24 protein-coding genes are annotated in these 26,135 nt (G+C 65.8%); 20 read left to right on the top strand and 4 right to left on the bottom strand.

The genetic code is table 11. The features are described from left to right. Positions 1-11 precede the first annotated feature (11 nt). Genes SLG_RS11490 through SLG_RS11405 form a run of 18 tightly spaced genes read left to right on the top strand, consistent with a single transcriptional unit; the run spans position 12 to position 18,381 of the window. Entirely contained in the window at positions 12-920 is a 909-nt protein-coding gene (locus SLG_RS11490; protein ID WP_014076638.1) for an NADH-quinone oxidoreductase subunit C, read from the top strand. Continuing rightward, positions 917-2,155 (top strand): NADH-quinone oxidoreductase subunit D, encoded by a 1,239-nt coding sequence (locus SLG_RS11485; protein ID WP_173385025.1) that lies wholly within the window; start codon positions 917-919, stop codon positions 2,153-2,155. Before SLG_RS11490 ends, SLG_RS11485 begins: the two co-directional genes overlap by 4 nt. 50 nt (positions 2,156-2,205) lie before the next feature. Further along, on the top strand, positions 2,206-2,511 hold the full coding sequence (locus SLG_RS11480) for a nuclear transport factor 2 family protein (protein ID WP_051003869.1): 306 nt from the start codon (positions 2,206-2,208) through the stop codon (positions 2,509-2,511). Next, complete coding sequence (locus SLG_RS11475) at positions 2,511-3,176, top strand: complex I 24 kDa subunit family protein (protein WP_014076635.1); 666 nt, start codon at positions 2,511-2,513, stop codon at positions 3,174-3,176. Before SLG_RS11480 ends, SLG_RS11475 begins: the two co-directional genes overlap by 1 nt. Then, the gene (gene nuoF, locus SLG_RS11470) at positions 3,176-4,531 is read left to right on the top strand and encodes an NADH-quinone oxidoreductase subunit NuoF (RefSeq protein ID WP_014076634.1); all 1,356 of its coding nucleotides are present in this window, start codon (positions 3,176-3,178) and stop codon (positions 4,529-4,531) included. Before SLG_RS11475 ends, nuoF begins: the two co-directional genes overlap by 1 nt. Then, complete coding sequence (locus SLG_RS11465; protein ID WP_014076633.1) at positions 4,528-5,250, top strand: hypothetical protein; 723 nt, start codon at positions 4,528-4,530, stop codon at positions 5,248-5,250. The genes nuoF and SLG_RS11465 overlap by 4 nt, the downstream gene beginning before the upstream one ends. After that, positions 5,250-7,277, top strand: a complete 2,028-nt coding sequence (nuoG, locus tag SLG_RS11460; protein ID WP_014076632.1) for an NADH-quinone oxidoreductase subunit NuoG — start codon at positions 5,250-5,252, stop codon at positions 7,275-7,277. The genes SLG_RS11465 and nuoG overlap by 1 nt, the downstream gene beginning before the upstream one ends. Further along, on the top strand, positions 7,274-8,320 hold the full coding sequence (nuoH, locus tag SLG_RS11455) for an NADH-quinone oxidoreductase subunit NuoH (protein ID WP_014076631.1): 1,047 nt from the start codon (positions 7,274-7,276) through the stop codon (positions 8,318-8,320). The genes nuoG and nuoH overlap by 4 nt, the downstream gene beginning before the upstream one ends. After that, a complete protein-coding gene (gene nuoI, locus SLG_RS11450; protein ID WP_014076630.1) occupies positions 8,317-8,802 on the top strand; it encodes an NADH-quinone oxidoreductase subunit NuoI in 486 nt (161 codons plus the stop codon). Before nuoH ends, nuoI begins: the two co-directional genes overlap by 4 nt. Positions 8,803-8,832: 30 nt before the next feature. Further along, complete coding sequence (locus SLG_RS11445) at positions 8,833-9,447, top strand: NADH-quinone oxidoreductase subunit J (RefSeq protein ID WP_014076629.1); 615 nt, start codon at positions 8,833-8,835, stop codon at positions 9,445-9,447. Positions 9,448-9,475: 28 nt separating this feature from the next. Beyond that, entirely contained in the window at positions 9,476-9,781 is a 306-nt protein-coding gene (nuoK, locus tag SLG_RS11440; RefSeq protein ID WP_014076628.1) for an NADH-quinone oxidoreductase subunit NuoK, read from the top strand. A gap of 4 nt (positions 9,782-9,785) precedes the next feature. Further along, positions 9,786-11,918, top strand: a complete 2,133-nt coding sequence (gene nuoL, locus SLG_RS11435; RefSeq protein ID WP_014076627.1) for an NADH-quinone oxidoreductase subunit L — start codon at positions 9,786-9,788, stop codon at positions 11,916-11,918. Further along, positions 11,915-13,456: an NADH-quinone oxidoreductase subunit M gene (locus SLG_RS11430; RefSeq protein WP_014076626.1), complete on the top strand. Its 1,542-nt coding sequence runs from the start codon at positions 11,915-11,917 to the stop codon at positions 13,454-13,456. Before nuoL ends, SLG_RS11430 begins: the two co-directional genes overlap by 4 nt. Continuing rightward, the gene (gene nuoN / locus SLG_RS11425; RefSeq protein ID WP_014076625.1) at positions 13,456-14,895 is read left to right on the top strand and encodes an NADH-quinone oxidoreductase subunit NuoN; all 1,440 of its coding nucleotides are present in this window, start codon (positions 13,456-13,458) and stop codon (positions 14,893-14,895) included. The genes SLG_RS11430 and nuoN overlap by 1 nt, the downstream gene beginning before the upstream one ends. Next, positions 14,892-15,611, top strand: coding sequence for a biotin--[acetyl-CoA-carboxylase] ligase (locus tag SLG_RS11420; protein WP_331386533.1), 720 nt, complete (start codon positions 14,892-14,894; stop codon positions 15,609-15,611). The genes nuoN and SLG_RS11420 overlap by 4 nt, the downstream gene beginning before the upstream one ends. 32 nt (positions 15,612-15,643) lie before the next feature. Beyond that, positions 15,644-16,438, top strand: coding sequence for a type III pantothenate kinase (locus tag SLG_RS11415; RefSeq protein ID WP_014076623.1), 795 nt, complete (start codon positions 15,644-15,646; stop codon positions 16,436-16,438). Further along, entirely contained in the window at positions 16,435-18,081 is a 1,647-nt protein-coding gene (locus SLG_RS11410) for a ribonuclease J (protein WP_014076622.1), read from the top strand. Before SLG_RS11415 ends, SLG_RS11410 begins: the two co-directional genes overlap by 4 nt. Before the next feature lie 15 nt (positions 18,082-18,096). After that, positions 18,097-18,381 (top strand): DUF1467 family protein, encoded by a 285-nt coding sequence (locus SLG_RS11405; RefSeq protein ID WP_014076621.1) that lies wholly within the window; start codon positions 18,097-18,099, stop codon positions 18,379-18,381. Between the two features lie 253 nt (positions 18,382-18,634). Here the strand turns inward: SLG_RS11405 and pyrF are convergent, their stop codons facing one another. The 3 genes from pyrF to purB form a co-directional block, all read right to left on the bottom strand. After that, a complete protein-coding gene (pyrF, locus tag SLG_RS11400; RefSeq protein ID WP_014076620.1) occupies positions 18,635-19,309 on the bottom strand; it encodes an orotidine-5'-phosphate decarboxylase in 675 nt (224 codons plus the stop codon). Then, positions 19,306-19,659: a lipopolysaccharide assembly protein LapA domain-containing protein gene (locus SLG_RS11395; protein WP_041391955.1), complete on the bottom strand. Its 354-nt coding sequence runs from the start codon at positions 19,657-19,659 to the stop codon at positions 19,306-19,308. The genes pyrF and SLG_RS11395 overlap by 4 nt, the downstream gene beginning before the upstream one ends. Before the next feature lie 176 nt (positions 19,660-19,835). Then, on the bottom strand, positions 19,836-21,155 hold the full coding sequence (gene purB, locus SLG_RS11390) for an adenylosuccinate lyase (protein WP_014076618.1): 1,320 nt from the start codon (positions 21,153-21,155) through the stop codon (positions 19,836-19,838). A 306-nt stretch (positions 21,156-21,461) separates the two neighbouring features. Here purB and SLG_RS11385 point away from each other — a divergent pair, with 306 nt between their 5' ends. Then, entirely contained in the window at positions 21,462-22,058 is a 597-nt protein-coding gene (locus tag SLG_RS11385) for an EF-hand domain-containing protein (RefSeq protein ID WP_148276567.1), read from the top strand. A gap of 74 nt (positions 22,059-22,132) precedes the next feature. Here the strand turns inward: SLG_RS11385 and radC are convergent, their stop codons facing one another. Further along, entirely contained in the window at positions 22,133-22,840 is a 708-nt protein-coding gene (gene radC / locus SLG_RS11380) for a RadC family protein (protein ID WP_014076616.1), read from the bottom strand. A gap of 74 nt (positions 22,841-22,914) precedes the next feature. Between radC and SLG_RS11375 the strand changes: the two genes are divergently transcribed. After that, complete coding sequence (locus SLG_RS11375; protein WP_014076615.1) at positions 22,915-26,133, top strand: intermembrane phospholipid transport protein YdbH family protein; 3,219 nt, start codon at positions 22,915-22,917, stop codon at positions 26,131-26,133. Positions 26,134-26,135: the final 2 nt, after the last annotated feature.

Below are 26,135 nucleotides of genomic sequence, written 5' to 3'. Positions count from 1 at the left end.
GGGAAGAGAGCATGGCCGAAGTCCATTCCGCCCCCCGCGTCGCGCCGATCGAGGGCCTTGCGGATGCCTTGCGCGCGGCGCTGGGCGATGCTGTCCTGGCCGTCAGCGAAGCGCATTTCGAGATGTCGATCGGCGTCACGCGTGAGGCACTTGCCGATGTGATGGTGACGCTGCGCGACCAGTTCGCTTATCAGCAGCTCATGGAAATCGCGGGCGTGGACTATCCCGAGCGCGCCGAGCGTTTCGAGGTCTGCTACCACCTGCTTTCGGTCACGAAGAACCACCGGCTGCGCGTCAAGGTGCGCACCGATGAGGATCATGCCGTGCCGACGGTGACGCATCTCTGGCCGGTCGCCGGCTGGCTGGAGCGCGAGGTGTTCGACATGTACGGCGTCCTCTTCGAGGGCAATACGGACCTGCGGCGCATCCTCACCGATTATGGCTTCAAGGGGCATCCTTTCCGCAAGGATTTCCCGCTCACCGGCTATGTCGAGCTGCGCTATTCCGAGGAATTGAAGCGCGTCGTCTACCAGCCCGTGCAACTCGCGCAGGATTTCCGCAGCTTCGATTTCATGAGCCCGTGGGAAGGCGCGCGGTACGTGCTGCCCGGCGACGAGAAGGCGCATGGCCAGGCGCCGGGCGCGCCCACGCCGGTCGCAGCGCCGCCGCCTCCGCCCAATGCGGCGGAGAAGCCCGCGCCCGCCACGGTGACGCCCAAGACGACCGAGAAGCCCGAGCAGACCGGCGCCGGCGAGCCCGCCAACAAGGAAGCCGCCAAGCGCAGCCGCACCAAGAAAGCCGAGGCCGAGACGGTGAAGCCGGAGAAGCCGGCCCGCGCCCGGAAGGCGACGCCCACGGGCGATGCGCCGGCCAGGGCCCCGCGTGCCCGCAAGCCCAAGGCGCCGGAGGGTGAATCCTGATGTCGACCTATGCCGAGAAGCTGCAGCCGCTGGCCGAGGAGGGAGAGCCCTTTCCCGGCGACACGGCCATTCAGAACTACACGATCAATTTCGGTCCCCAGCATCCGGCCGCGCATGGCGTGCTGCGTCTCGTCATGGAGATGGACGGCGAGATCGTCGAGCGCTGCGATCCGCATGTCGGCCTGCTGCATCGCGGCACCGAGAAGCTGATCGAGTACAAGACCTATCTGCAGGCGCTGCCTTATTTCGACCGGCTCGATTATTGCTCGCCGCTCGGCATGGAGCACAGCTATGTGCTCGCGATCGAGAAGCTGCTGAACCTCGAGGTGCCGCTGCGCGCGCAATATCTGCGCGTGTTCTTCGCGGAGCTGACCCGCATCTGCAATCACATGCTGAACTTGGGTTCGCATGTGATGGACGTGGGCGCGATGACGCCGAACCTGTGGATGTTCGAGATTCGCGAGGATTGCCTCAACTTCTTCGAGCGCGCGTCCGGCGCGCGCATGCACAGCGCCTATTTCCGGCCCGGCGGCGTCCATCAGGACGTGCCGCTGAAGCTCCTCACCGACATTGGCGACTGGCTCGACAATCGCCTGCCGCGCCTGTTCGAGGATGCGATCAGCCTGGTGGCGGACAACCGCATCTTCAAGCAGCGCAATGTCGACATCGCGGTCTGCTCGAAGGAAGACGCGCTGAAATGGGGCTTCTCCGGCCCGATGATCCGCGGCTCGGGCATTCCCTGGGATATCCGCAAGGCGCAGCCTTACGACGTCTATGACCGCATGGAGTTCGACGTCCCCGTCGGCACCAATTATGACTGCTATGACCGGTTCATGGTGCGCGTCGAGGAAGTCCGCCAGTCCGCGCGGATCATGAGGCAGTGCCTCAACGAGATGCCGGAAGGGCCGGTCGCCAGCTTCGATCGCAAGGTCGTCCCGCCCAAGCGCGGCGAGATGAAGCAGTCGATGGAAGCGCTGATCCATCACTTCAAGCTCTACACCGAGGGCTTCCACGTCCCCGAGGGCGAGGTCTATGTGGCGACCGAGAGCCCCAAGGGCGAGTTCGGCGTCTATCTGGTGAGCGACGGCTCCAACAAGCCCTATCGCTGCAAGATCCGCCCGACCGCGTTCAGCCACCTGCAGGCCATGGACTTCCTCATGAAGGGCCACATGCTCGCCGACACCACCGCCGTTCTCGGCGCGATGGACATCGTGTTCGGGGAGTGCGACCGGTGAGCATCGATCTCGCTCTTTCCCCCGACGAGCGTATCGCGATCGCGACGCGCATGATCGAGGTCTATAATGCGCAGGACGCCGACGCTTATGTCGCGTTCATGACCGACGATGCCTGCGAGGCGGGCTATCGCGGCGCGGTGATCCGCGAGGGCAGGGAAGGGACGCGCGCCGGGCTCAAGGCCATGTTCGCGCAGTTCCCGCAGAACCGCGCCGACATTCTCGCGAGCCACTGCCTCGGCGAGACGGTCGTGCTGCACGAGAAGGTCTCGCGCGCGCCGGATGGCGAGCAGTTCGAGGTCATGTCCATCTATTCATTCGAGGGCGACAAGGTGTCGCGCGTGGAGTTCATCCGTTAATGGCTGACGCACCCCAGATTCCTGACGAAGCGGAAGTCCGCGCCCGCTGGGGCGGCTTTGCCTGGACGGCGGAGAATGCCGCGCAGGCCAAGACGATCATCGCGCGCTATCCCGAGGGGCGCCAGCAGTCGGCGGTGATGCCGCTGCTCGATCTGGCCCAGCGCCAGGTCGGCGCGGAGACGAACACGCAGGGCTGGCTGCCGATCCCCGTGATCGAATATGTCGCCGCGCAGCTCGATATGCCGTTCATGCGCGCCTATGAGGTCGCGACCTTCTACACCATGTACAATCTTGCGCCGGTCGGCCGCTTCCATGTGCAGGTCTGCGGCACCACGCCGTGCATGCTGCGCGGGTCGGACGATGTGCTGGACGCCTGCTACAAGCGCGGCCTCAAGAAGGGCGCGACGACGGCGGATGGGCTGTTCACGCTCACCGAGGTCGAGTGCCTGGGCGCCTGCGCCAATGCGCCGATGGTGCAGATCAATGACGACAATTACGAAGACCTGACCTTCGAGACCATGACCGCGATCCTCGACGATCTCGCCGCCGGCAAGCAGCCGAAGATCGGCCCGCAGATCGACCGCCAGACCAGCGCGCCCGAGGGCGGCCCGACCGCGACGAAGGCCATGGTCCATGAGAACCACGATTATCGGGGGGAATGGTAATGGCTGACGCAACCACGCCCGCCGCGCCGCCGCCTCCGCCGCCGTTCGTCGGCCCGCTGGAGGACAAGGACCGGATCTTCACCAACGTCCATGGCTATCAGGACTGGCGCGTCGACGCCGCCATGAAGCGCGGCGACTGGGACAATACCAAGAAGCTGCTCGAGATCGGGCAGGACGGCATCATCGACATCATGAAGGCCTCGGGCCTGCGTGGTCGCGGTGGCGCGGGCTTCCCGACCGGCATGAAGTGGAGCTTCATGCCCAAGGAAAGCAAGGACGGCCGCCCGAGCTTCCTGGTCATCAATGCCGACGAATCCGAGCCGGGCTCGTGCAAGGACCGCGAGATCATCCGCCACGATCCGCACAAGCTGATCGAGGGCGCGCTGGTCGCCGGTTTCGCGATGCGCGCGCGCGCGGCTTACATCTACATCCGCGGCGAGTTCATCTACGAGGCGAAGATACTCTTCGCTGCCGTGGAAGAGGCTTATGCCAAGGGCTTCATCGGCAAGAATGCCTGCGGCTCGGGCTATGATTTCGACGTGTTCGTGCATCGCGGCGCGGGCGCCTATATCTGCGGCGAGGAAACCGCGCAGATCGAGAGCCTCGAGGGCAAGAAGGGCCAGCCGCGCCTCAAGCCGCCGTTCCCGGCTGGCGCGGGGCTTTATGGCTGCCCGACCACGGTCAACAATGTCGAGAGCATCGCGGTGGCGCCGACCATCCTGCGGCGCGGCGCGGCCTGGTTCTCCAGCTTCGGGCGTGAGAACAACCGCGGCACCAAGCTCTTCCAGATCAGCGGCCATGTGAACAAGCCCTGCGTGATCGAGGAAAGCATGAGCATTCCCTTCCGCGAGCTGATTGACCGCCATTGCGGCGGCATTCGCGGCGGCTGGGACAATCTGCTCGCGGTCATCCCCGGTGGTTCCTCGGTGCCGCTGGTGCCGGCCGCCGAGATCATGGACGCGCCGATGGATTTCGATGGCCTGCGCGCGCTGGGCTCCGGCCTCGGCACGGCGGCAGTCATCGTCATGGACAAGTCCACGGACATCGTGCGGGCGATCGCGCGGCTCTCCTATTTCTACAAGCATGAGAGCTGCGGCCAGTGCACGCCCTGCCGCGAAGGCACGGGCTGGATGTGGCGTGTCATGGAGCGCCTCGTGCGCGGCGACGCGGAGGTGGAAGAGATCGACATGCTCTTCCAGGTCACCAAGCAGGTCGAAGGCCACACCATCTGCGCGCTCGGCGACGCAGCGGCCTGGCCGATCCAGGGCCTCATCCGCCACTTCCGCCCCGAAATCGAACGCCGCATCGCCGCCAAGCGCGGCGGCATGGCGCCCGTGATGGAGGCGGCGGAGTGAGAGGCATTGGTCTTCTGATTTCCGTGGCGCTGGTCGTGGGCGGCGCGTCATCGGCCCTCGCTCAGGGACCGGCCGAGCGTGAAACCGGGACGATCGTGTCCCGTGGAAGTGCTGCGCGTCATTCCGACAGGCCGGGGCTTTCCAAGGAAGCTCAGGGGCGTATTCTGGCTTATCGGTTTGCCAACTGCGTTGTCGATCGGCGATCAAGTGACGCGAAGGCCTATATCGACGCACAATATGGCTCGCCGGAGGCATTCGCCATTCTCAACAGATTGGTGAAATCACGGGACGAATGTCTTTACTCCGGTAAGCTGAGAACGCCCACCTCCCTGTTGCGCGGGGCGATTTTCAGATCGGCTTATGTGCGAGATTTCGGCAGGGGGCAGCTTGCAATGGCCGAAGCCGCGCCGAACCATGCGGAGATTATGGGCGGCACTCCCAACGAATTGGCCATACAGCACGCGATGCTATTGGATTTCGGTAGTTGCCTGACCCGTGCGGAGCCCGAAGCCGCGCGCAGGTTTGTTCTAGCTGAGCCGGCCAGCGGGATGGAAGATGAAGCCCTCTCCAAGCTGGCTCCAAAGATGGGCGCTTGTCTGCAGCAAGGCAGTACAGCCAAGTTCAACCGATCCTCTGTCAACGCAATTCTGGCCGAGGCGATCTATCGTGAGGCGCAAGCCGGTCAGGCCAGTCTCGCAGCCCTGTCGGGGAAGCAATAATGCCCAAAGTAACCGTAGACGGCATCGAGATCGAGGTTCCCGCCGGAGCGACCGTGCTTCAGGCGTGCGAGCTGGCCGGCAAGGAAATTCCGCGCTTCTGCTATCATGAGCGCCTGTCCATCGCCGGCAATTGCCGCATGTGCCTCGTCGAGGTGAAGCCCGGGCCGCCCAAGCCGCAGGCGAGCTGCGCGCTGCCGGCTGCGGAGGGGCAGGAGATCCGCACCGACAGCGAGATGGTGAAGAAGGCCCGCGAGGGCGTGATGGAGTTTCTGCTCATCAATCACCCGCTCGATTGCCCGATCTGCGATCAGGGCGGCGAGTGCGACCTGCAGGACCAGTCCATCGCTTATGGCCGTGGCGCGAGCCGCTTCCACGAGAACAAGCGGGCGGTCACCGAGAAATATATGGGTCCCATCGTCAAGACGGTGATGACCCGCTGCATCCAGTGCACCCGCTGCGTGCGCTTCGCCGAGGAAGTAGCCGGCGTGCCGGAGATCGGCGCGATCCATCGCGGCGAGAACATGCAGATCACCACCTATCTGGAGCATGCCGCGAAGAGCGAGCTTTCCGGCAATGTGGTCGATCTCTGCCCGGTCGGTGCGCTCACCTCCAAGCCTTATGCCTTCGAGGCGCGGCCCTGGGAGCTGAAGAAGACGCTCGCCATCGACGTGATGGACGCCGTGGGCACCAATATCCGCGTCGACAGCCGCGGCCGTGCCGTGCTGCGCGTGCTGCCGCGCATCAATGACGACGTGAACGAGGAGTGGGCGAGCGACAAGACTCGCCACGCGGTCGACGGGCTCATCCGCAAGCGGCTCGACAAGCCCTATGTCCGCAAGGACGGCAAGCTCGTGCCCGCGACCTGGGACGAGGCCTTCGCCGCCATCGCGCAGGTCGCCAAGGGTGCGGCCGGCTCGGTCGCCGCCATCGCCGGCGACCAGCTCGATTGCGAGACGATGTTCGCCGCGCGCGAACTGGTGAAGGCGCTGGGCGGCACGATGCTGGAAGGGCGCCAGGGCGGCCTCGATTACGACGTCTCCAGCCTCTCCGCCGTGAATTTCAATTCCACCATCGCGGGCATCGAGAATGCCGATGCCATCCTGCTGGTGGGCACCAACCTGCGCTGGGAAGCGCCGCTCATCAACACGCGCATCCGCAAGGCGATCAAGAAGGGCGCCAAGGTCTGGACACTCGGTCCGGACGTGGACCTCACTTACAAGGTGACCTCGCTCGGCAATGATGCGGGGCTGCTGGCGAACCTGCCCAAGGATCTGGTCGAGGCGTTCCGCGCCTCGCATCGCCCCGCGCTCATCATGGGCGGCGGCGCGCTGGCCGTGCCGGGCCTGCATGGCGCGGCGCTGGCGGCGGTCGAGACGCTCGGGCTCGTCCGCGATGACTGGAACGGCTTCAATGTCGTTCACATGGCGGCGGCGCGCATGGGTGGGCTGATGCTGGGCTATGCCACGCCGGGCGGCGCGAAGGCGATCGCCAGGGCAGCGCCGAAGCTGCTGTTCCTCATGGGCGCGGACGATGTGCCGTTCGATCTCTTCGGGCAGAGCTTCAAGGTCTATGTCGGCCATCATGGCGAAAAGGGCGCGCATGCGGCGGATGTCATCCTGCCCGGCGCGGCCTATACCGAGAAGGCCGGCACTTATGTGAATACGGAAGGGCGCGTGCAGCGCGGCGACAAGGCCGTGTTCGCGCCCGGCGATGCGCGCGAGGACTGGACGATCCTGCGCGCCTTGTCCGATGTGCTCGGGCATCCCTTGCCGTTCGACAGCTTCGATGCGTTGCGTGCCGCCATGTATGCGGCCGTGCCGGCGCTGGCGGAAGAAGGGCTGGCCGATTATGGTTGGCCGGAAAATCTGAAGGACCTGCCGTCACTGCCGGCCGCGCCGTCCGGCGGGATCGCGCTGCCGATGAAGGATTTCTACCTCACCAATGCCATTTGCCGGGCCAGCCCGACGATGCAGCGCTGCTCGGCGGAACTGCTCCATGGCGCAGACTTCGCGGAGGCCGCGGAATGACCTCCTGGTTCCAATCTCTTCTCGGCACCGGATGGGGCTGGTTCGTCGCGAACCTCATCTACATCCTGCTGATCGCCCTGCCGCTGATGCTGGCCGTTGCGATGATCATCTATGCCGATCGCAAGATCTGGGCGGCCATGGCACTGCGGCGCGGGCCGAACGTGGTCGGCCCCTTCGGCCTGCTCCAGTCCTTCGCGGACGGCCTCAAGGTCTTCCTGCAGGAGACGATCATCCCGAGCGCGGCCAACAAGGGCCTGTTCCTGCTCGCGCCGATCATCACCTTCACGGTGGCACTCATGGCCTGGGCGGTGATCCCGTTCGATGCCGGGCTGGTGCTGGCCGACATCAATGTGGGCCTGCTGTACATTCTCGCGATCAGTTCGCTGGGCGTCTATGGCGTCATCATGTCGGGCTGGGCGTCCAACTCGAAATATCCCTTCTTCTCGGCGATGCGCGCATCCGCGCAGATGATCTCCTATGAAGTGTCGATCGGCTTCGTGCTGATCTCCGTCGTGCTCTGGTCGGGCAGCTTCAATCTCTCGACCATCGTCATGACGCAGAAGGGCTATTACGGCTTCCTCAACGGGCACGGCTTCAATCCGCTGCTCTTCCCGATGGCGGTTGTCTTCCTCATTTCCGCGCTGGCCGAGACGGCGCGCGCGCCGTTCGACCTGACCGAGGCGGAATCGGAGCTCGTCGCCGGCTACCAGACCGAATATAGCTCGATGAGCTTCGCGCTCTTCTGGCTCGGCGAATATGCCAACGTCATCCTGATGTGCGCGCTCAACGCCATCCTGTTCTGGGGCGGCTATCTGCCCCCGGTGGACTGGGCGCCGCTTTATCTGGTGCCGGGCATCATCTGGCTCTTCGCCAAGATCCTGTTCTTCTTCTTCGTGTTCAGCTGGGTGAAGGCCACTGTGCCGCGCTTCCGCTATGACCAGCTGATGCGGCTGGGTTGGAAAGTCTTCCTGCCCCTCTCGCTGTTCTTCGTTTTCCTCGTGTCCGGGTTCCTCATGCTGACCCGTTATGGAGCTGCCGGATGAGCGTTGCTCACCTCATCAAGTCGTTCACGCTCTGGGAGTTCGTGAAGGCGCACTGGCTGACCTTGAAGTATTTCTTCAAGCCCAAGGCGACCATCAACTATCCCTATGAGAAGAACCCGATTTCGCCGCGCTTCCGGGGCGAGCATGCGCTGCGCCGCTATCCCAACGGGGAAGAGCGCTGCATCGCGTGCAAGCTGTGCGAGGCGATCTGCCCGGCGCAGGCCATCACCATCGAGGCGCAGCCGCGCGACGATGGCTCGCGCCGCACGACGCGCTATGACATCGACATGGTGAAGTGCATCTATTGCGGCTTCTGCCAGGAAGCCTGCCCGGTCGACGCGATCGTGGAAGGCCCGAATTTCGAGTTCGCGACGGAAACGCGCGAGGAACTCATCTATGACAAGGCCAAGCTGCTGGCCAACGGTGACAAATGGGAGCGGGCGATCGCGGCGAACCTTGCCGCCGATGCCCCCTACCGTTAAGGCGCCGCGCAGGGACCAGAGGGGGACGTTTTGACCGTTCAAGTTCTCGCCTTTTACCTGTTCGCGAGCATCGTCGTGGCTTCCGCCGCGATGGTCATCCTCGCGCGCAATCCGGTGCACAGCGTGCTGTGGCTCATCCTCGCCTTCTTCAATGCGGCGGGGCTCATGGTGCTGCTCTCGGCGGAGTTCGTCGCGATGCTGCTCGTGATCGTCTATGTCGGCGCGGTCGCGGTGCTGTTCCTCTTCGTGGTGATGATGCTGGACATCGATTTCGCGGAGTTGCGGGCCGGTTTCGTCAGTTATTTCCCCGTGGGCGGCGCCATAGCGCTGGTGCTGCTGGTGGAGCTGGTGCTCGGCATCAGCGCCTGGCGGGCGGGCACGCTCAATCTGGGCCAGCGCGCCGCGCCGGTGCCGGATGCGACGCCGAACATCGAGGCGATCGGCCAGCTGCTCTATTCGCGCTACATCTTCCTGTTCGAGGCGGCGGGCCTGATCCTGCTGGTGGCGATGATCGGCGCGATCGTGCTGACGCATCGTGCCCGCGGCGGCACGCGCACGCAGAATATCGGCAAGCAGGTGCGCCGTCGCCCCGAGGAGGCGATCCGCAACGTCAATCAGCCCGTGGGGCAGGGGGTGGAGCTGTGATCGGGCGCTATTGGACTGGAGACGCGGCATGATCGGCCTTGCGCATTATCTCGTCGTGAGCGCGATCCTGTTCGTGCTGGGCGTTCTGGGCATCTTCATCAATCGCAAGAACGTCATCATCATCCTGATGGCCATCGAGCTGATCCTGCTGGCGGTGAACATCAATCTCGTCGCGTTCAGCGCCTATCTGGGCGATCTGGTCGGGCAGGTGTTCGCGATGTTCGTGCTGACGGTCGCTGCGGGTGAAGCCGCGATCGGGCTGGCGATCCTCGTCATTTATTTCCGTGCGCGCGGCACCATCGCTGTCGACGACATCAATCGCATGAAGGGCTGAGCGCGTGATCTCAATCATCGTCTTCGGTCCGCTGCTCGCCGCGCTCATCGCGGGGCTGGGCAATCGCGTCATCGGCAATGTGCCGGCCAAGATCGTCACCACCGGCGCGCTGTTCCTTTCGTGCGCGCTGTCCTGGGCGGTCTTCCTGCCGTTCCTCAGCGGCCATGGTTCGCAGTTCGTGGAGCCCATGTTCACCTGGGTGCGCTCGGGCACGCTGGACGTGAGCTGGGCGCTGCGGGTGGATACGCTCACCGCGACCATGCTGGTGGTCATCACCAGCGTCTCGGCGCTCGTCCACCTCTATAGCTGGGGCTATATGGACGAGGATCCGGACCAGCCCCGCTTCTTCGCCTATCTCTCGCTGTTCACCTTCGCCATGCTCATGCTGGTGACGGCCAACAACCTGCTGCAGATGTTCTTCGGCTGGGAAGGCGTGGGCCTGGCATCCTATCTTCTGATCGGCTTCTGGTTCCGCAAGCCATCGGCCTGCGCGGCCGCGATCAAGGCCTTCGTGGTCAACCGCGTCGGCGATCTCGGCTTCATGATGGGCATTTTCGGCATCTATCTGGTGTTCGACACCATCGACATCCCGGAGATCCTGGCCGCTGCCCCCGCGATGGCGGGCTCGACCATCGGCTTCCTCGGCATGCGGCTCGATACCATGACGGTGCTCTGCCTGCTGCTGTTCGTCGGCGCGATGGGCAAGTCGGCGCAGCTCGGCCTGCACACCTGGTTGCCGGACGCGATGGAAGGCCCGACCCCGGTCTCCGCGCTCATCCACGCCGCGACCATGGTGACGGCGGGTGTGTTCATGGTCTGCCGGCTCTCGCCGCTGTTCGAGACGAGCCATGTCGCGATGTCGGTCGTGACCATCGTCGGCGCCGCGACCTGCATCTTCGCCGCCACCATCGGCACGGTGCAGAACGACATCAAGCGCGTCATCGCTTATTCGACCTGCTCGCAGCTGGGCTACATGTTCTTCGCCGCGGGCGTGGGCGCTTACAGCGCCGCGATGTTCCACCTGCTCACGCATGCCTTCTTCAAGGCGCTGCTGTTCCTGGGCGCGGGCTCGGTCATCCATGCCATGCATCACGAGCAGGACATGCGCTATTATGGCGGCCTGCGGAAATCGATCCCGATCACTTTCTGGACGATGCTGCTGGGCACGCTCGCCATCACTGGCGTCGGCATTCCGGGCACGATCTTCGGGTTCGCCGGCTTCTTCTCCAAGGATGCCATCCTGGAGAGCGCTTATGCGGCCGGCGGCCATGGCACCGGCGCGTTCTTCGTGGGCGTGTTCGCGGCTTTGCTCACCAGCTTCTACAGCTGGCGGCTGATGTTCCTCACTTTCTGGGGCAAGCCGCGCTGGATCCAGAGCGAGCATATCCAGCATGCCGTTCATGACGCGCATGGCCACGGCCATGACGATCATGCCCATGAGGATCACGCGCACGCGCAGGCCTATGGCCACGCCAAGCCGGATGCGGACAATCCGCCCGCGCAGGAAGATGCCGGCCATGATCCGCATGGTCACGAGACCGGCGTGCATGCGCTGGCAGACGGGACGGGCGGCTATCATCCGCACGAGAGCCCGCTGGTCATGCTCATCCCGCTCATCGTGCTGAGCGTCGGCGCGGTGTTCGGCGGCTTCGCCTTCCATCACGCCTTCTTCGATGCCGAGGGCGGCGCGCACTTCTGGGCGGCCAGCACGCTGTTCTTCAACGAGCATCTCGTCCACGCCGCGCACGAAGTGCCGAAGTGGGTGAAGTGGTCGCCGTTCACGGTGATGGTCACCGGCCTCGCGATCGCCTGGCTCGCCTATATCCGCCATACGGACTGGCCCGCCCGGTTCACGGCGCAGTTCGGCCTGCTGTACGACTTCCTGCTGAACAAGTGGTACATCGACGAGCTCTATGACCTGCTCTTCGTGCGTCCCGCCTTCTGGCTCGGCCGCATCTTCTGGAAGGGCGGCGATCAGGGCGTGATCGATCGCTTCGGTCCCAATGGTGCGGCGGCTGTGGTCGTCGCCGGGGGCCGGGTCACCCGCGCCCTTCAGTCGGGCTATCTCTATTCCTATGCGCTGGTGATGCTGATCGGCCTCGCCGCGGCAGTCACCTGGGCGATCATGCCGAAATGAGCCAGAGCTTCCCCATCCTTTCGCTGATGCTCGCCGTCCCCATGGTCGGCGCCATCGCCTGTCTCTACGTCACGGCGCAGTCGGCGCGGTGGATCGCGCTCGTCGCGACGCTGATCGACTTCGTGCTCGGCGTGCTGCTGTGGATGTCCTTCGACCAGACGGCCGGGGCGCCCCAGTGGCAGTTCACCGAATATGCGCCGATCTTCGGCAAGTTCGCCTGGGCGCTGGGTATAGACGGCATTGCGCTCATGCTCATCGCGCTCACCGTGTTCCTGATGCCGATCTGCATCGGCGCGAGCTGGGACGCGATCCAGAAGCGCGTCGGCGAATATATGGCGGCGTTCCTGTTCATGGAGACGCTGATGATCGGCGTCTTCGCGGCGCAGGACATCTTCCTCTTCTACATCTTCTTCGAGGCCGGCCTCATCCCGATGTATCTCATCATCGGCATCTGGGGCGGCGCGGACCGGATCTACGCGAGCTACAAATTCTTCCTCTACACGCTGCTCGGCTCGGTGCTGATGCTCATCGCCATGCTGTGGATGGTGCGCGAGGCGGGGTCGACTGCCATTCCGGTGCTGATGGCCTATGATTTTCCGGTCGAGGCGCAATATTGGCTCTGGCTCGCCTTCTTCGCCAGCTTCGCGGTGAAGATGCCGATGTGGCCGGTCCACACCTGGCTGCCCGATGCGCACGTGCAGGCGCCCACGGCGGGCTCGGTCATCCTGGCCGGCGTCCTGCTCAAGATGGGCGGCTACGGCTTCATCCGCTTCTCGCTGCCGATGTTCCCGGAGGCCTCGGCCCATTTCGCCTGGCTGGTCTTCGCCCTGTCGATGGTCGCGGTGGTTTACACCAGCCTCGTCGCGCTCGTGCAGCAGGACATGAAGAAGCTCATCGCTTATTCGTCCGTCGCGCACATGGCGATCGTCACCGTGGGGCTGTTCGCGTTCAACCAGCAGGGGCTGGAAGGCGCCATGATGGTGATGCTGGGCCATGGCCTCGTCTCCGGCGCGCTGTTCCTCTGCGTGGGCGTCATCTATGACCGGCTCCACACCCGCGAGATCGATCGTTACGGCGGCCTCGCGATCAACATGCCGCGTTATGCGCTGCTGTTCATGCTGTTCACCATGGCCTCGGTGGGCTTGCCCGGCACGAGCAATTTCGTGGGCGAGCTGCTGGCGCTGACGGGCGTCTACCAGGCCTCGAGCTGGGTCGCGCTGGTCTGCACGACCGGCATCATCCTGGGCGCTGCCTATATGCTGTATCTCTATCGCCGCGTCGTCTTCGGCGATCTGGTCAAGGACGATGTGAAGGCGATGCCTGATCTTTCCCCGCGTGAGCTGGCGCTGCTGGTGCCCATCGCGCTCGCCGTGCTGTGGATGGGCGTCTATCCCGAGAGCTTCCTCGCGCCGATGCGCAACGACGTCGCGGCGATCGTCGCACGCACCGAAGCCGCGCGGCCGGAAGGCGATGCGAAGCTGGCCATGGGAGCGGCGGAGAAACAGGCGACGCATGACACTGCCGGGGAGGCGCACTGATGGACAGTCTCGGCGTTTTCGCCTCGGTTCTGCCCGAGATCATCCTGACCGTTTCGGGTCTGGCGCTGCTGATGGCGGCCGCCTTCTCGGGCGATCGCATTGCCGGGCTGGTGAGCTGGCTCTCCGTCGCCGCGCTGGTGGTGGCCGGCCTCGCGCTCGCGCATCCGGCCGTTCATGCCGGCGGCGAAATCTTTGACGGGCTGTATCGCGCCGATGCCTTCTCGGCCTTCGCCAAGGCGATGATCTTCGGCGCGGCCGCGGTCTCCATCGTCGTGGCGCCGCGCTTCTTCGAGCGGCAGGGCGGCCTGCGCGGGGAATATCCCGTGCTCATCGTCTTCTCCTCCATCGGCATGGCGATGATGGTCTCCGCGACCGATCTCCTCACGCTCTATGTCGGGCTGGAGCTGCAGAGCCTTGCCGCTTATGTGCTGGCGAGCTTCATGCGCCGGGACGTGCGCTCGGCCGAGGCGGGCCTCAAATATTTCGTGCTGGGCGCGCTCGCGAGCGGCATCCTGCTTTACGGCATGTCGCTGCTTTACGGCTTTGCCGGCTCCACCAGCTTCGCCGGCATCGCGCAGGCGATGGGCGGGGAGATGAGCACGGGCCTGATGTTCGGCCTGGTGTTCGTGCTGGCCGGCCTTGCCTTCAAGATCAGCGCCGTGCCGTTCCACATGTGGACGCCGGACGTCTATGAAGGCGCGCCGACCCCGGTCACTGCCTTCTTCGCCAGTGCGCCCAAGGTGGCGGCGCTGGCGCTCACGACCCGCGTTGCCATCAGTGCCTTCGGGCCCGGCGGCATCGCCTGGCAGCAGATCGTGATCTTCCTGGCGCTGGCCTCCATCGTGCTGGGCGCGGTGGCTGCCATCAACCAGTCGAACATCAAGCGACTGCTGGCTTATTCGTCGATCAACAATGTCGGCTTCGCGCTCATCGGCCTGGCCGCCGGCACGGCCGAGGGCGTCGCCGCGCTGATGAGCTATCTGTTCATCTATATCGTGATGACTGCCGGCAGCTTCGTGTGCGTGCTGCAGATGAAGGACAAGGACGGCAACCCGGTCGAGACGATCGCCAGCCTTTCCGGTCTTTCGCAGACCCGGCCCGGCCTGGCCGCCGCCTTCGCGATCTTCATGTTCAGCCTTGCGGGCATTCCGCCGCTGTTCGGCTTCTGGGCCAAGTTCCTGGTCTTCGATGCCGCCGTCGGCGCGGGCATGACGGCGCTGGCCGCCATCGGCATCGCGGCTTCGGTCATCGGCGCTTATTATTATCTGCGGGTGGTGAAGACGATCTACTTCGATCCGCCGGCCGAGGGCTATGCCGCCGAGCGCAGCATGGTGGATTACGGCATCATCGTCGTGTGCGCCGCGGTGATCGTGTTCGGCTATCTGCTCAATCCCGCGCTGGATCAGGCAAGCGCGGCAGCCGCAGCGTCGCTGTTCTGACCGGGCGCATCCGGCTCGTCCCGGAGACCGGCTCGACCAATGTGGACGTGCGCGCGCTGGCCGGCGATGGCTGGCCTGAGGGGCAGTGGCTGCGCGCCGAGCGCCAGTCCGCCGGGCGCGGCCGCCTCGGGCGGGGCTGGCTCAGCACGGCGGGCAATCTCCATGCCTCGACCCTGATCCGCCTGCGCCCCGGCGACCCGCCGCTTTCCGGGCTAGGGCTGATGCTCGGGGTGGCGGTGCATGCGGCGCTGTCCGGCCTGCTGCCGGAGGCGGATGTCCAGCTCAAATGGCCCAATGATGTCATGGCCGGTGGCGCCAAACTCGCCGGCATGCTGCTGGAGCGGGAAGGGGATGCCGTCATCTCAGGGATAGGCGTGAATGTCGCGCAGGCGCCCGCGCTACCCGATCGGCCGACGGCCGCCCTGGCCGATCTGCCCGGCGGCGCCAGCCTCACGGCGGCCGGGGTGCTCGATGCGCTGGTGCCTGCCGTGGATGTCTGGCTGGCGCGCTGGCGCACGGGCGGGCTGAGCGCCATTCTTCCCGAGTGGCAGCAGCGGGCGCATCCGCCCGGCACGCGGCTTCTCCTCTCCATGGGGGATGGCCAGCCGCTGGCGGGCCACTTTGCGGGGCTGGAGGCCGATGGCGCGCTCGTTCTGGAGACCGGCGATGGCGCGCGGCACATCGTTCACAGCGGCGACGTCGGCCTCCTCGATTGACTTTGCCCGCAACAGTCTGACAGGGACAAGCCATGCTTCTCGCTATCGATGCCGGCAACACCAATGTCGTTTTCGCGCTCGTGGATCGCGGGGAGATCCGCGCGCGCTGGCGCATCGCGACCGATCCCCGGCGCACGGGCGATGAATATGCCGTCTGGATCAACCAGCTCCTCGGGCTGGAAGGGCTGGCGATGGCGGATGTGACGGCGGTCATCATCTCCACCGTCGTGCCGCGCGCGCTCCACAATCTGGAAGTGCTGGCAGGCAAATATTTCGGGGTGACCCCGCTCATTGCCGGCCAGCCGCCGGTCGAGTGGCATATCAATGTCGACGTGCCCATGCCCCAGCAGCTCGGTGCTGATCGCGCAGTGAACGCCATTGCCGCTCATGCAGCTTATGAGGGCGATCTCATCATCATCGATTTCGGCACGGCAACCACCTTCGACCATATCGATTACAGCGGCGCCTATAAGGGCGGCATCATCGCGCCGGGCATCAATCTCTCGCTCGATGCGCTGGTCAGCGCGGCGGCCAAGCTGCCCCGCATCGCCATCGCGGCGCCCGCGGGCAAGAGCGTGATCGGCCGGACCACGGAAGACCAGATGCTGATCGGCGTGTTCTGGGGCTATGTCGCGATGATCGAGGGGCTGGTCGAGCGCATGCGCAAGGAAATCGGCCGCCCGGCCCACGTCGTTTCCACCGGCGGGCTCGCGGCCTTGTTCGACGAGAAGACCGACCTTTTTGATATCATCGTGCCGGACCTCACCATCAACGGTCTGGCCATCCTTTACGAGCGGAGCTTGAAGACAGGCATGACGAAGCCATGACGCCCGGCGAAGAACTGCTATTCCTGGCCCTGGGCGGGTCCGGCGAAATCGGCATGAACCTGAACCTTTATGGCTGTCGCGGCAAATGGGTGATGGTCGATCTCGGCGTGACCTTCGCCGACGCCTCCTATCCGGGCGTGGACCTCATCATGCCGGACACCGCCTTCATCGAGGAGCGGCAGAAGGATTTGCTCGGCATCGTGCTGACGCATGGTCATGAGGATCATATCGGCGCCGTGCCTTATCTCGCCGCCGAACTGGGCGTGCCGCTTTACGCGACGCCGTTCACGGCGGGGCTGATCCGCGGCAAGCTCGCCGAGGAGGGGCTGGAAAGCAGCGTTCCCTTGCATGTCATCCAGGAAGGCGAGGGGTTCGAGCTGGGCCCGTTCGGCTTCCGCTATGTCCCGCTCGCGCACTCGATCCCGGAAGGCAATGCGCTGCTGATCGAGACGCCGTTCGGCCGCATCTTCCACACCGGCGACTGGAAGCTGGACGACGAGCCCCAGCTCGGCCGCCCGAGCACGGCCGAGGAACTGCGCGCCATTGGCGACACGGGCGTGCTGGCGCTGGTCTGTGACAGCACCAATGTGTTCAATGCGGAGGCCAGCGGTTCGGAAGGGTCGGTGCAGGCCGATCTGCTGAGCACCGTGGCCGGCGCGCGCGGGCGCGTGGTCGTCACGACCTTCGCGAGCAATGCGGCGCGGCTGCACACCCTGGCCAATGTCGCGCGGCTCACCGGGCGCAAGCTGTGCGTCGCGGGCCGCTCGCTCGATCGCATCCTCAGCGTCGCGCAGAGCTGCGGCTATCTCAACGATTTCCCGCCGCTGCTGGATTTCGACGGGATCATGGCCGTCCCCCCGCGCGAGGCGATGATCATCGCGACCGGCGGTCAGGGCGAGCCGCGCGCGGCGCTGGCGCGCATTGCCGCCGGCCAGCATCCCATTTCGCTCGATGCCGGCGACACGGTGATCTTCTCCTCGCGCAAGATCCCGGGCAATGAGATCGCCATCGGCCGCATCCAGAACGCGCTGGCCGAGAAGGAAGTCGTCATGGTGACGGAGAGTCAGGCGCATGTGCATGTCTCGGGTCATCCCGGCCGGCCGGAACTGGCCGCGATGTACGAATGGATTCGCCCGGAGATCCTGCTGCCCGTCCATGGCGAGATGCGCCACATGATGGAGCAGGCCCGCTTCGGCGCCAGCGAAGGCATCGCGCGCACCATCGTCCAGAAGAATGGCGACGTGCTGCGGCTCGCGCCCAATGGGCCGACCAAGCTGACCGAGGTTCATGCCAGCCGTCTGGTGCTGGACGGCGACGTCATCCTGCCCGCCGATGGCGGCCCGATGAGCGAGCGGCGCAAGCTCATGCTCCATGGCCATATGAGCGTGGGGCTGGCGCTGTCGTCGGCGGGCAAGCTTGTGGGCGTGCCGGACATTCGCCTGCTCGGCGTGCCGATCGAGGAGGATCGCGAGCTGTTCCTGGAGGAAGCGCGCGCGGCGCTCGCCTCGACCGTCAGCGCCAAGGGGCGCCGGAGCGACATCGAGGCACTGCGGGAAGCGGTCCGCATTGCGGTGCGTCGCGTGGCGCTGGAATGGACCGGCAAGAAGCCGATCGTCAGCGTGTCGATCGTGCAGGCGGGCTGAGGGAGCGAGCGGATCATGCGGTTCACATCGCTCCTCGCGATCTATTTCCTGTTCTGGTTTCTCAGCCTTTTCATTGTGTTGCCCCTAGGGGTTCGCACGTCGGAGGAAATGGGCAAGGAGCGGGTGCCGGGGCAGGCGGAGAGCGCGCCCCACGAGTTCCGGCCCTGGCGGATCATCCTGCGCACGAGCGTCGTGGCCGCGGTGCTGTTCGCCCTGTTCTACGCCAACTATGTCAATGGCTGGATCACGGTGCGCAGCTTCGACGCCATCTTCTCCCCGCCCGCGGAATTCGCTGAATAGGCATAAAGTTGTTATATAACAGTGGCTTGATGGCGATATCTGGCAAGCAATCCGGGAATGGCGGTTGACCTTCGCTGACGGCCGGTTTTATGTGTCCTGATCTGTCCACTTCCCGCGCGAGAACGCCCGGGATTATAGGCACATACGCCCCTAAACCCGCTCGTCGAAATGTCCGGTAAAAACACCCTGTTGTGGGACGGGCGGCGGGGAGCCGCCGGAGCGGTCCACAAGGCCGCCCGAAGGGCGCGCGCGCCTAAAGCGTCGCTTCGATTTCCCGCGCGGCCTGATCGGGTTCCATCGCCTGCGTGATTGGGCGGCCGATCACCAGGATGGACGCGCCGGCATCCAGTGCCTCGCGCGGCGTGACGGCCCGCTTCTGGTCGCCCTTGGCCGCCCCGCTCGGCCGGACCCCCGGCACGACGAAGAAGCCGCTCGGCCAGAGCTTGCGGGCATAAGCCACTTCCGCGCCGGAACAGACGATGCCATCCAGTCCGGAGGCGCGGGCCAGCTCGGTCAGCCGCGACACCTGCTCGCGGGCCGTGCCGGAGACGCCGGTCTCGCCCAGGTCCGTGTCGTCGAGGCTGGTCAGCATGGTGACGGCGACGACCTTGGTATGGACGCCCGCCGCGGCCTTCGCGTCCTCCATCATCGCGCGCCCGCCCGAGGCATGGACCGTGATGATCGCGGGCTCGAGCGAATGCAGTGCCTGCACGGCCTTGGCGACGGTATTGGGAATATCGTGCAGCTTGAGGTCGAGGAAGATCGGCAGGCCGAACTTGCGCATCTCATGGACGCCGTGATGGCCATTGGCGCAGAAGAATTCCAGGCCGAGCTTGATCCCGCCGACATGGTTGCGCACGCTGCGCACGATGTCCTGCGCGCGGGTCAGAAGAGGCGTATCGATGGCGACGTAGATGATGCTGCTCATGGCTGGGCCGGGTCGGATCCTGTCGGAGGCGTATCGGGAGCGCTGGTGGGCGCGGGAGTGGTCGCGCGGGGCAGCGGCGCGGTGGGGGCCGCATAAGCCGAGGGAACCACCGCCGCAAGGGCCCGCTCGGCCGTGTCGAGCTTCCGGCGCAGACGCCAGTGCGTTGCCTTGTGCAGGGCCCAGAAAGGCAGCGAGCCGGCGAGGAAGGCCACGATCACGATCAGCGCCAGCTTGGTCTCAAGCTGCAGCCCGCCCCAGAGGTTGATTGTCACCGGGGTCCAGTTGGCAAAACTGAAGATCATGACGATGATCGCCAGCACGACCCAGAAAGCGGTTCGCAGGAACTGCATGGTTTCGGTTCTCCAGCGTGCTCTGTCCCTGCGGACCATAAGAGGGAAGGGGCCGGTTGCCTAGGGGCGTGATCGATATTCGGACGCCGCCCGCCAGGGAGCCTGTCTTCGCGTCTTGAGGAGCGATCTGAGGCCGGCATCGGACGAACAGTTCCGTCCGATGCCCGTCACGCGGGTCAGCCGGCTTCGCCAAACACCCGCGTGAAAATGGTGTCGACATGCTTGAGATGATAATCGAGGTCGAACAGCGCCTCCAGCTCGGCGGTCCCCAGATAGGCCGAGACGCCGGGATCGGCCTTCAGCAGGTCGAGCAGGGACAGCTTGCCGTCCGATTCCCACACTTTCATCGCGTTGCGCTGGACGAGGGCATAGCTGTCTTCCCGGCTCACGCCCGCCTGGGTGAGCGCCAGCAGCACGCGCTGCGAATGGATGAGCCCGCCCATGCGGTTCATGTTCTTCATCATCCGCTCGGGATAGACCAGCAGCTTGTCGATCACGCCGGTCAGGCGCCCCAGCGCGAAATCGAGCGTGATGGTGGCGTCCGGCCCGATGAAGCGCTCGACTGAGGAGTGGGAGATATCCCGCTCATGCCAGAGCGCGACATTCTCCAGCGCCGGCAGCGCATAAGCGCGCACCATGCGGGCAAGGCCGGTGAGATTCTCGGTGAGCACCGGATTGCGCTTGTGCGGCATGGCCGAGCTGCCCTTCTGGCCGGGCGAGAAATACTCCTCCGCTTCCAGCACTTCGGTGCGCTGGAGGTGGCGGACCTCGACCGCGAGGCGCTCGATGGATCCGGCAATGACGGCGAGGGTGGAGAAGAACATCGCATGGCGATCACGCGGGATGACCTGCGTGCTCACCGGCTCGACCGCGAGACCCAGCTTCTCGGCGACATGGGCTTCCACGCGCGGGTCGATATTGGCGAAGGTGCCCACCGCGCCGGAAATGGCGCAGGTCGCGACGTCTGCCCGCGCAGCCAGCAGGCGCGTCTTGCAGCGGCTGAACTCGGCATGGGCTTCCGCGAGCTTGAGGCCGAATGTCACCGGCTCGGCATGAATGCCGTGGCTGCGGCCGATGGTGGGTGTCAGCTTGTGCTCGAAGGCGCGGCGGCGGATCGCCGCCAGCAGCGCGTCCAGATCCTCAAGCAGGAGATCGGCCGCCCGCGTGAGCTGCACGTTGAAGCAGGTGTCCAGCACGTCCGAGCTGGTCATGCCCTGATGCATGAAGCGGGCTTCGTCCCCGACATTCTGCGCCACCCAGGTCAGGAAGGCGATGACGTCATGCTTGGTGACTGCCTCGATGGCGTCGATCGCCGCCACGTCGATCGTGGGGTTGGTCGCCCACCAGTCCCACAGGGCCTTCGCGGCGCTTTTGGGCACCACGCCCAGCTCGGCCAGCGCATCGGTAGCATGCGCCTCGATTTCGAACCAGATGCGAAAGCGCGCTTCCGGCTCCCAGATGGCGGTCATCTGCGGGCGGGCGTAACGAGGGACCATGGGCATATTCCTGGGCTTGGACGACGGGATGCGCGCCCCCTAGCAGGCAGGCGGGCGGGGGGCAAATGCCCGGGTGAGCCGGAGCCCAGGCCGGGTGTGCCATCCACCTGGAGGGCGTTTCGCCATGGCAAGGGCTCGATTCACCGCGTCCGCAGGGGTCATCCCGGAAACATGGCTCCCGATGGCCGTTTTGAGAGCAACGACACCGGGAAACCAACGCCCCCGACACGGGTGAAGGCGCCCCGGCACAGACTTCAAGACCGACGATGCAAGCATCGATTCACTTCAGAAGAACAGGAGTAGATGATGTCCAGATCGACCAAATTTACCTCGTCCCTCGCGATGGCCGCCCTGATCGCGGCCGCGCCGGCGGTGCTCCATGCGCAGACGACGGATGCGCCGATGAATCCGACCCCGGCGACCAATCCGACCGCCCCGGCCCCGACGGAATCCGCGCCTGCGCCCTCGACCATGGCGCCGCAGCCGAACACGACCGACATCCCGGCCAGTGAGCCCGCGACTCAGCCGGCGCCTCAGGCGCCTGCCCCGACGGCCCCTGCCCAGACTGCCGAGGCGCCCGTCCCCGCTGGCGAGCCTATGACGCAGCCAGCCCCTCAGGCGCCTGCGCAGACTGCGGAAGCGCCGGCTGAAGGCAAGCCCCAGGTCGTGGCCTTCGTTGACCAGCAGTTCCCGCAGGCGGACGCCGACGGCGACGGCTCGCTCTCTCCCACGGAGTTCGAGCCGTGGATCAAGGCGCTGAAGACGGCCGAACTCCAGTCCTCCGGCGGAACGGTCGATGAGGCGGAAGTGACCACTTATGCCAGCAACGCATTCGCGACGGCGGACGCAGACGGCAACAAGCTCGTCAGCAAGGATGAGCTGACCCAGTTCCTCCAGGGCTGATCCCGGAGGAACGACCCAATCCCCTGATGGGCGCGGAAAGGAGCCGGAGCATTCCGGCTCCTTTTTCGCGTTTCCTACATCAGGCCCTCGTTGCGCATCGAATAATGGCCGTCCGTCCCGATGATGATATGGTCGTGCACGGACACGCCGATCGGGCGCAACGCATTGATGATTTCGCGCGTGAACTCGACATCTTGCCGGCTCGGCTCGGGCGATCCGCTCGGATGATTATGAACGAGGATGAGGCTGGCCGACCCGAGCTCGACCGCGCGCTTCACCACTTCCCGGACGTAGACCGCCGCCTGATCGATCGTGCCGTCGCGCATATGATCGTCGCGCAGCAGCATGTTCCGGCTGTTGAGGTGGAGGACCCGGACGCGCTCGACCGACATGAAAGCCATGTCGGCCCGGAGATAATCGAGCAGCGCCTGCCAGCTCGAGAGCACCGGCCGTTGCACCAGTTCGCCGCGCAGCATGCGCAGGGATGCGGCCTGCACGATCTTGAGGGCTGCGATGCTGGTCTCGCCCAGTCCCGGCATCCGCTCCAGCGCTGCCCAGTCCGCTGTCAGCACGCCGCCGAGGCTGCCGAAATGGGCAATCAGGGCCTTGGCGAGCGGCTTGGTGTCCCGCCGCGGGATGGCGAGGGCCAGCAGATATTCGATCAGTTCATGATCGAGCAGTGCATCCGGGCCGCCTTCCGCCAGTCGTTCCCGCAGCCGTGCGCGATGCCCAGTGCCGTCATGCGTGGGCGGGGCCTTGCCCCGGGATCGTCCTTCGCTCATGAGTGTTGACGCTAGGCGCGGGTCGTAAAAGCGGCAAGCGGAATGACAAATACCGGGAAGGACGGCTGATCGACTTGGCCGAGGATGCCGAACTGCCAGAACAAGCCGCCCTTGCGCATGGCCGCCGCACCCGACTGGCACGATGGATCGGCGGGAGCGCGGCGCTCGCGCTCGTCGCCGCCGGGGGTGCGCTCTGGCTGGCCCGCAAGCCCATCGCGGACAGCTTCATCGCGCGCGAACTGGCCGCGCGCGGCGTGCAGGGCCGTTATCAGGTCACGCGAATCGGCCCGCGCACGCAGCGGCTCGACAATCTCGTCATCGGGGACCCCAAGCGGCCCGATCTCGTCATCCGGTCCGTCGAAGTGGATGTCGGCTGGAGCCTGACGGGCGCGCGCATCGCGGCGGTGCGGGCAAGCGGGGTGCGGCTGAGAGGGCGGATCGCGGACGGCGCCCTGAGCCTTGGTTCGGTCGATCGCTTGCTGGGGGAAGGCGGCGGGGCGAGCCAGCTGCCCGACTGGATCGTCGACCTGAACGATGCCCGCGCCGATATCGCGACCGATCAGGGGATGCTCGTCCTTGGCATGGAAGGGCGGGGGCCACTTCGCGCGGGCTTCTCAGGGACGATCAGCCTCGCCTCGACCGGCCTTTCGGTGGGCGCATGCCGGACCGGGCGGCTCATCGCCCCGCTTGATGTCACGACGCAGGAGGACGGCATCTGGCTCAAGGGGCCTGTGTCCACGTCGGCGGCGACATGCACGGACGCGGGAGTCACGCTCGCGACGCCGCGCCTCGGCGTCAATCTGCGCCTCGACCCGTCGCTTCGCAACCCGAGCGGCGCGATCACGCTTCATGCGGACGAAGCGCGGCAGGGCGATCGCGTGTTCGATCGCCTGTCCGGCCTGCTGGCCTTTTCCGGCAAGGATGGCGACCTGCGCGGGAGCGCATCGCTCGCCGCGACCGGTGCGGCCGTGGATGGCATCGACACCGGCTCGGTCAAGATCGGCGGCAATTTCGCGTTCCGGCCCGAGGCGCGCAATCGGGCGCTGGTCTGGCAAGGCATGGCGACGATCGACAATGCGCGCCCCACCCGTGGCCTGAAGCCCGAGAGAGTCGTCGCGGCGACGGCCGGCACTCCCGTCGAGCCACTTGCCCGGCGGCTGGCGCAGGCTCTGGACGCGCTTGGCAAGCAGAACCGGCTGACTGTGGGCGGGCAGGTCAATCTGCTCGGCGGGCGAGGCAATGCCCGGCTCGACCGTCTTGAACTGACCTCTGCCAGCGGGGCGCGCCTCTCCGCCGAGGAGGGCAGCGTGCTGCGCTTCGATTGGCCGACGGGCGCGATCGGCGCCACGGCTACTCTGGACATGCGCGGCGGCGGCTTGCCGGAGGGCCGTATCCGTCTCGCGACCGGGCCGCAGGGCGAGTTGCGCGGAACGGCGACGCTGGCGCCTTATGCGGCAGGCTCCGCGCGTCTGGCGCTGGCGCCGCTGACCTTCGCGATCGATGCCGCCGGGCGCGGCACCATGAGTTCCGCGCTGACGCTGGATGGTCCGCTACCGGACGGCGCGATCGAGGGGCTGAACATGCCGCTCAGGCTCCGCTTCTCGCCGCGCGGCGGTGTCTCGCTGGCGAGCGATTGCGTGCCCCTGCGCTGGCGTTCGCTGCGCAGCGCCGGCGTCGCGATCGATCCGGCCGGGCTGACCTTGTGTGGCGCCGAAGAGGGGCAGATCCGCACGGGACCCGTCCGGCTGACGGGCAGGATGGGCGACAATCGCCTGCTCTTCTCGACCCGGTCGGCCCGTTATGCGCTGGCGACAGGGCGGTTCGACATGGCCGCACCGGATCTGCGCATCGGTGCGGGGGAAAGCCCTGTCCGCATGGCCGCGGCCCGGCTGGCTGGCGCCATGACGGGCGAGGGCGGCTTTGCCGGGACGATCGAGGGCGGGGCGGGACGGATTGGCAGCGTGCCGCTCGATCTCGCCGACATCGCCGGGCGCTGGACACTGCGGAACGGCCGGCTGTCGGTCGACGGTGCGCTTCGAGTGAGCGACACGCAGGCCGATCGGCGGTTCAATCCGCTTGTCGGGGAGAATGTCCGCCTGACCTTCGCTGACGGCCGGATCGACGCGACCGGCACGCTGGTGCATCCGGTACGGCGGGAAACGATCGCCGCCGTGACGATCCGGCACGATCTGCCCAGCGGTGTGGGGCGGGCGGACTTCACGGTGAATGATCTGCGTTTCGGCAACCGCCTCCAGCCCGATGACGTCACGCCGCTGTCGCTGGGGGTCGTGGCCAATGTCGATGGCGTCGTGAACGGGCAGGGGCATATCCGCTGGTCGGGCACGGACGTGGCGAGCGAAGGCAGCTTCTCGACACAGGACATGGCCTTCGCCGCGGCCTTCGGCCCGGTGACGGGCTTTTCCACGAGCCTGCGCTTCACCGATCTGCTCGGGCTTCGCACCCAGCCGGGGCAAGTGATGACCATTCGCAGCGTCAATCCCGGCATCGAGGCGAATGACGGCGTGATTCGTTATGCGCTGCTCTCCAGCGAGGAGGCGGTCATCGAGGGCGGCCTGTGGCCCTTCTCCGGCGGCACGCTGGAGCTGCTGCCGACCCGCCTCGCGCTCGATTCGCGCAAGCCCCGCTCGCTGGATTTCCGCGTGGTGGGGCTGGATGCCGGCGCCTTCATCAACAAGCTGGAGCTGGAGAATGTGTCCGCCACCGGCACTTTCGACGGCTTGCTGCCGATGATCTTCGATGAGAATGGCGGGCGCATCGAGGGCGGGTTGCTGGTGGCGCGGCAACAGGGCGATGCGGCGCGCGTCCTCACGACCACCGAGGGACTGGATATCCCCTGCGACCAGAGCCGGCAGGCGGGCAATCTCTCTTATGTGGGCGAAGTGTCCAATGCAAAGCTCAACGCGGTCGGCAAGCTGGCCTTCGATGCGCTCAAGAATCTGCGCTATCGCTGTCTCGCCGTGCTGCTCGATGGCGCGATCGACGGGGAGTTCGTGACGCAGGTCCGCGTCAACGGCATCAACCAGGGCACGGAGGAAGCGCGAAAGAGCTTCCTTGCCCGACCGTTCCTCGGCCTGCCCTTCATTTTCAACATTCGCATCGAGGCGCCGTTCCGGGGGCTGCTCAATACCGCGACCGGTCTTGCCGACCCGACGCTGCACATCCGCAGGCAGCTCGACGAGGAAGCGGCGAGCAGGAAGGAAGCGCAAAGCGAGAGCGGGCTTGCCGTTCAGCCGCCGGACAGCGAAAAGGGTCTAGAAAGGGATCAGGAATGAGG

Source organism: Sphingobium sp. SYK-6 (assembly GCF_000283515.1).
GTDB classification, from domain to species: domain Bacteria; phylum Pseudomonadota; class Alphaproteobacteria; order Sphingomonadales; family Sphingomonadaceae; genus Sphingobium; species Sphingobium lignivorans.
Note: the sequence above shows the minus strand (reverse complement) of the source record. Positions and strands in the feature narration are given on the sequence as shown.

Bases quoted from the DNA above. Each gene is read 5' to 3' on its own strand.
- nuoH (WP_014076631.1), top strand. From the start codon at position 7,274: ATGACCTCCTGGTTCCAATCTCTTCTCGGCACCGGATGGGGCTGGTTC.
- SLG_RS11475 (WP_014076635.1), top strand. From the start codon at position 2,511: ATGGCTGACGCACCCCAGATTCCTGACGAAGCGGAAGTCCGCGCCCGC.
- SLG_RS11480 (WP_051003869.1), top strand. From the start codon at position 2,206: ATGATCGAGGTCTATAATGCGCAGGACGCCGACGCTTATGTCGCGTTC.
- SLG_RS11385 (WP_148276567.1), top strand. From the start codon at position 21,462: ATGTCCAGATCGACCAAATTTACCTCGTCCCTCGCGATGGCCGCCCTG.
- purB (WP_014076618.1), bottom strand. From the start codon at position 21,155: ATGGTCCCTCGTTACGCCCGCCCGCAGATGACCGCCATCTGGGAGCCG.
- SLG_RS11430 (WP_014076626.1), top strand. From the start codon at position 11,915: ATGAGCCAGAGCTTCCCCATCCTTTCGCTGATGCTCGCCGTCCCCATG.
- radC (WP_014076616.1), bottom strand. From the start codon at position 22,840: ATGAGCGAAGGACGATCCCGGGGCAAGGCCCCGCCCACGCATGACGGC.
- nuoF (WP_014076634.1), top strand. From the start codon at position 3,176: ATGGCTGACGCAACCACGCCCGCCGCGCCGCCGCCTCCGCCGCCGTTC.
- nuoG (WP_014076632.1), top strand. From the start codon at position 5,250: ATGCCCAAAGTAACCGTAGACGGCATCGAGATCGAGGTTCCCGCCGGA.
- nuoN (WP_014076625.1), top strand. From the start codon at position 13,456: ATGGACAGTCTCGGCGTTTTCGCCTCGGTTCTGCCCGAGATCATCCTG.
- SLG_RS11415 (WP_014076623.1), top strand. From the start codon at position 15,644: ATGCTTCTCGCTATCGATGCCGGCAACACCAATGTCGTTTTCGCGCTC.
- SLG_RS11405 (WP_014076621.1), top strand. From the start codon at position 18,097: ATGCGGTTCACATCGCTCCTCGCGATCTATTTCCTGTTCTGGTTTCTC.
- nuoI (WP_014076630.1), top strand. From the start codon at position 8,317: ATGAGCGTTGCTCACCTCATCAAGTCGTTCACGCTCTGGGAGTTCGTG.
- SLG_RS11490 (WP_014076638.1), top strand. From the start codon at position 12: ATGGCCGAAGTCCATTCCGCCCCCCGCGTCGCGCCGATCGAGGGCCTT.
- pyrF (WP_014076620.1), bottom strand. From the start codon at position 19,309: ATGAGCAGCATCATCTACGTCGCCATCGATACGCCTCTTCTGACCCGC.
- SLG_RS11395 (WP_041391955.1), bottom strand. From the start codon at position 19,659: ATGCAGTTCCTGCGAACCGCTTTCTGGGTCGTGCTGGCGATCATCGTC.
- SLG_RS11410 (WP_014076622.1), top strand. From the start codon at position 16,435: ATGACGCCCGGCGAAGAACTGCTATTCCTGGCCCTGGGCGGGTCCGGC.
- nuoK (WP_014076628.1), top strand. From the start codon at position 9,476: ATGATCGGCCTTGCGCATTATCTCGTCGTGAGCGCGATCCTGTTCGTG.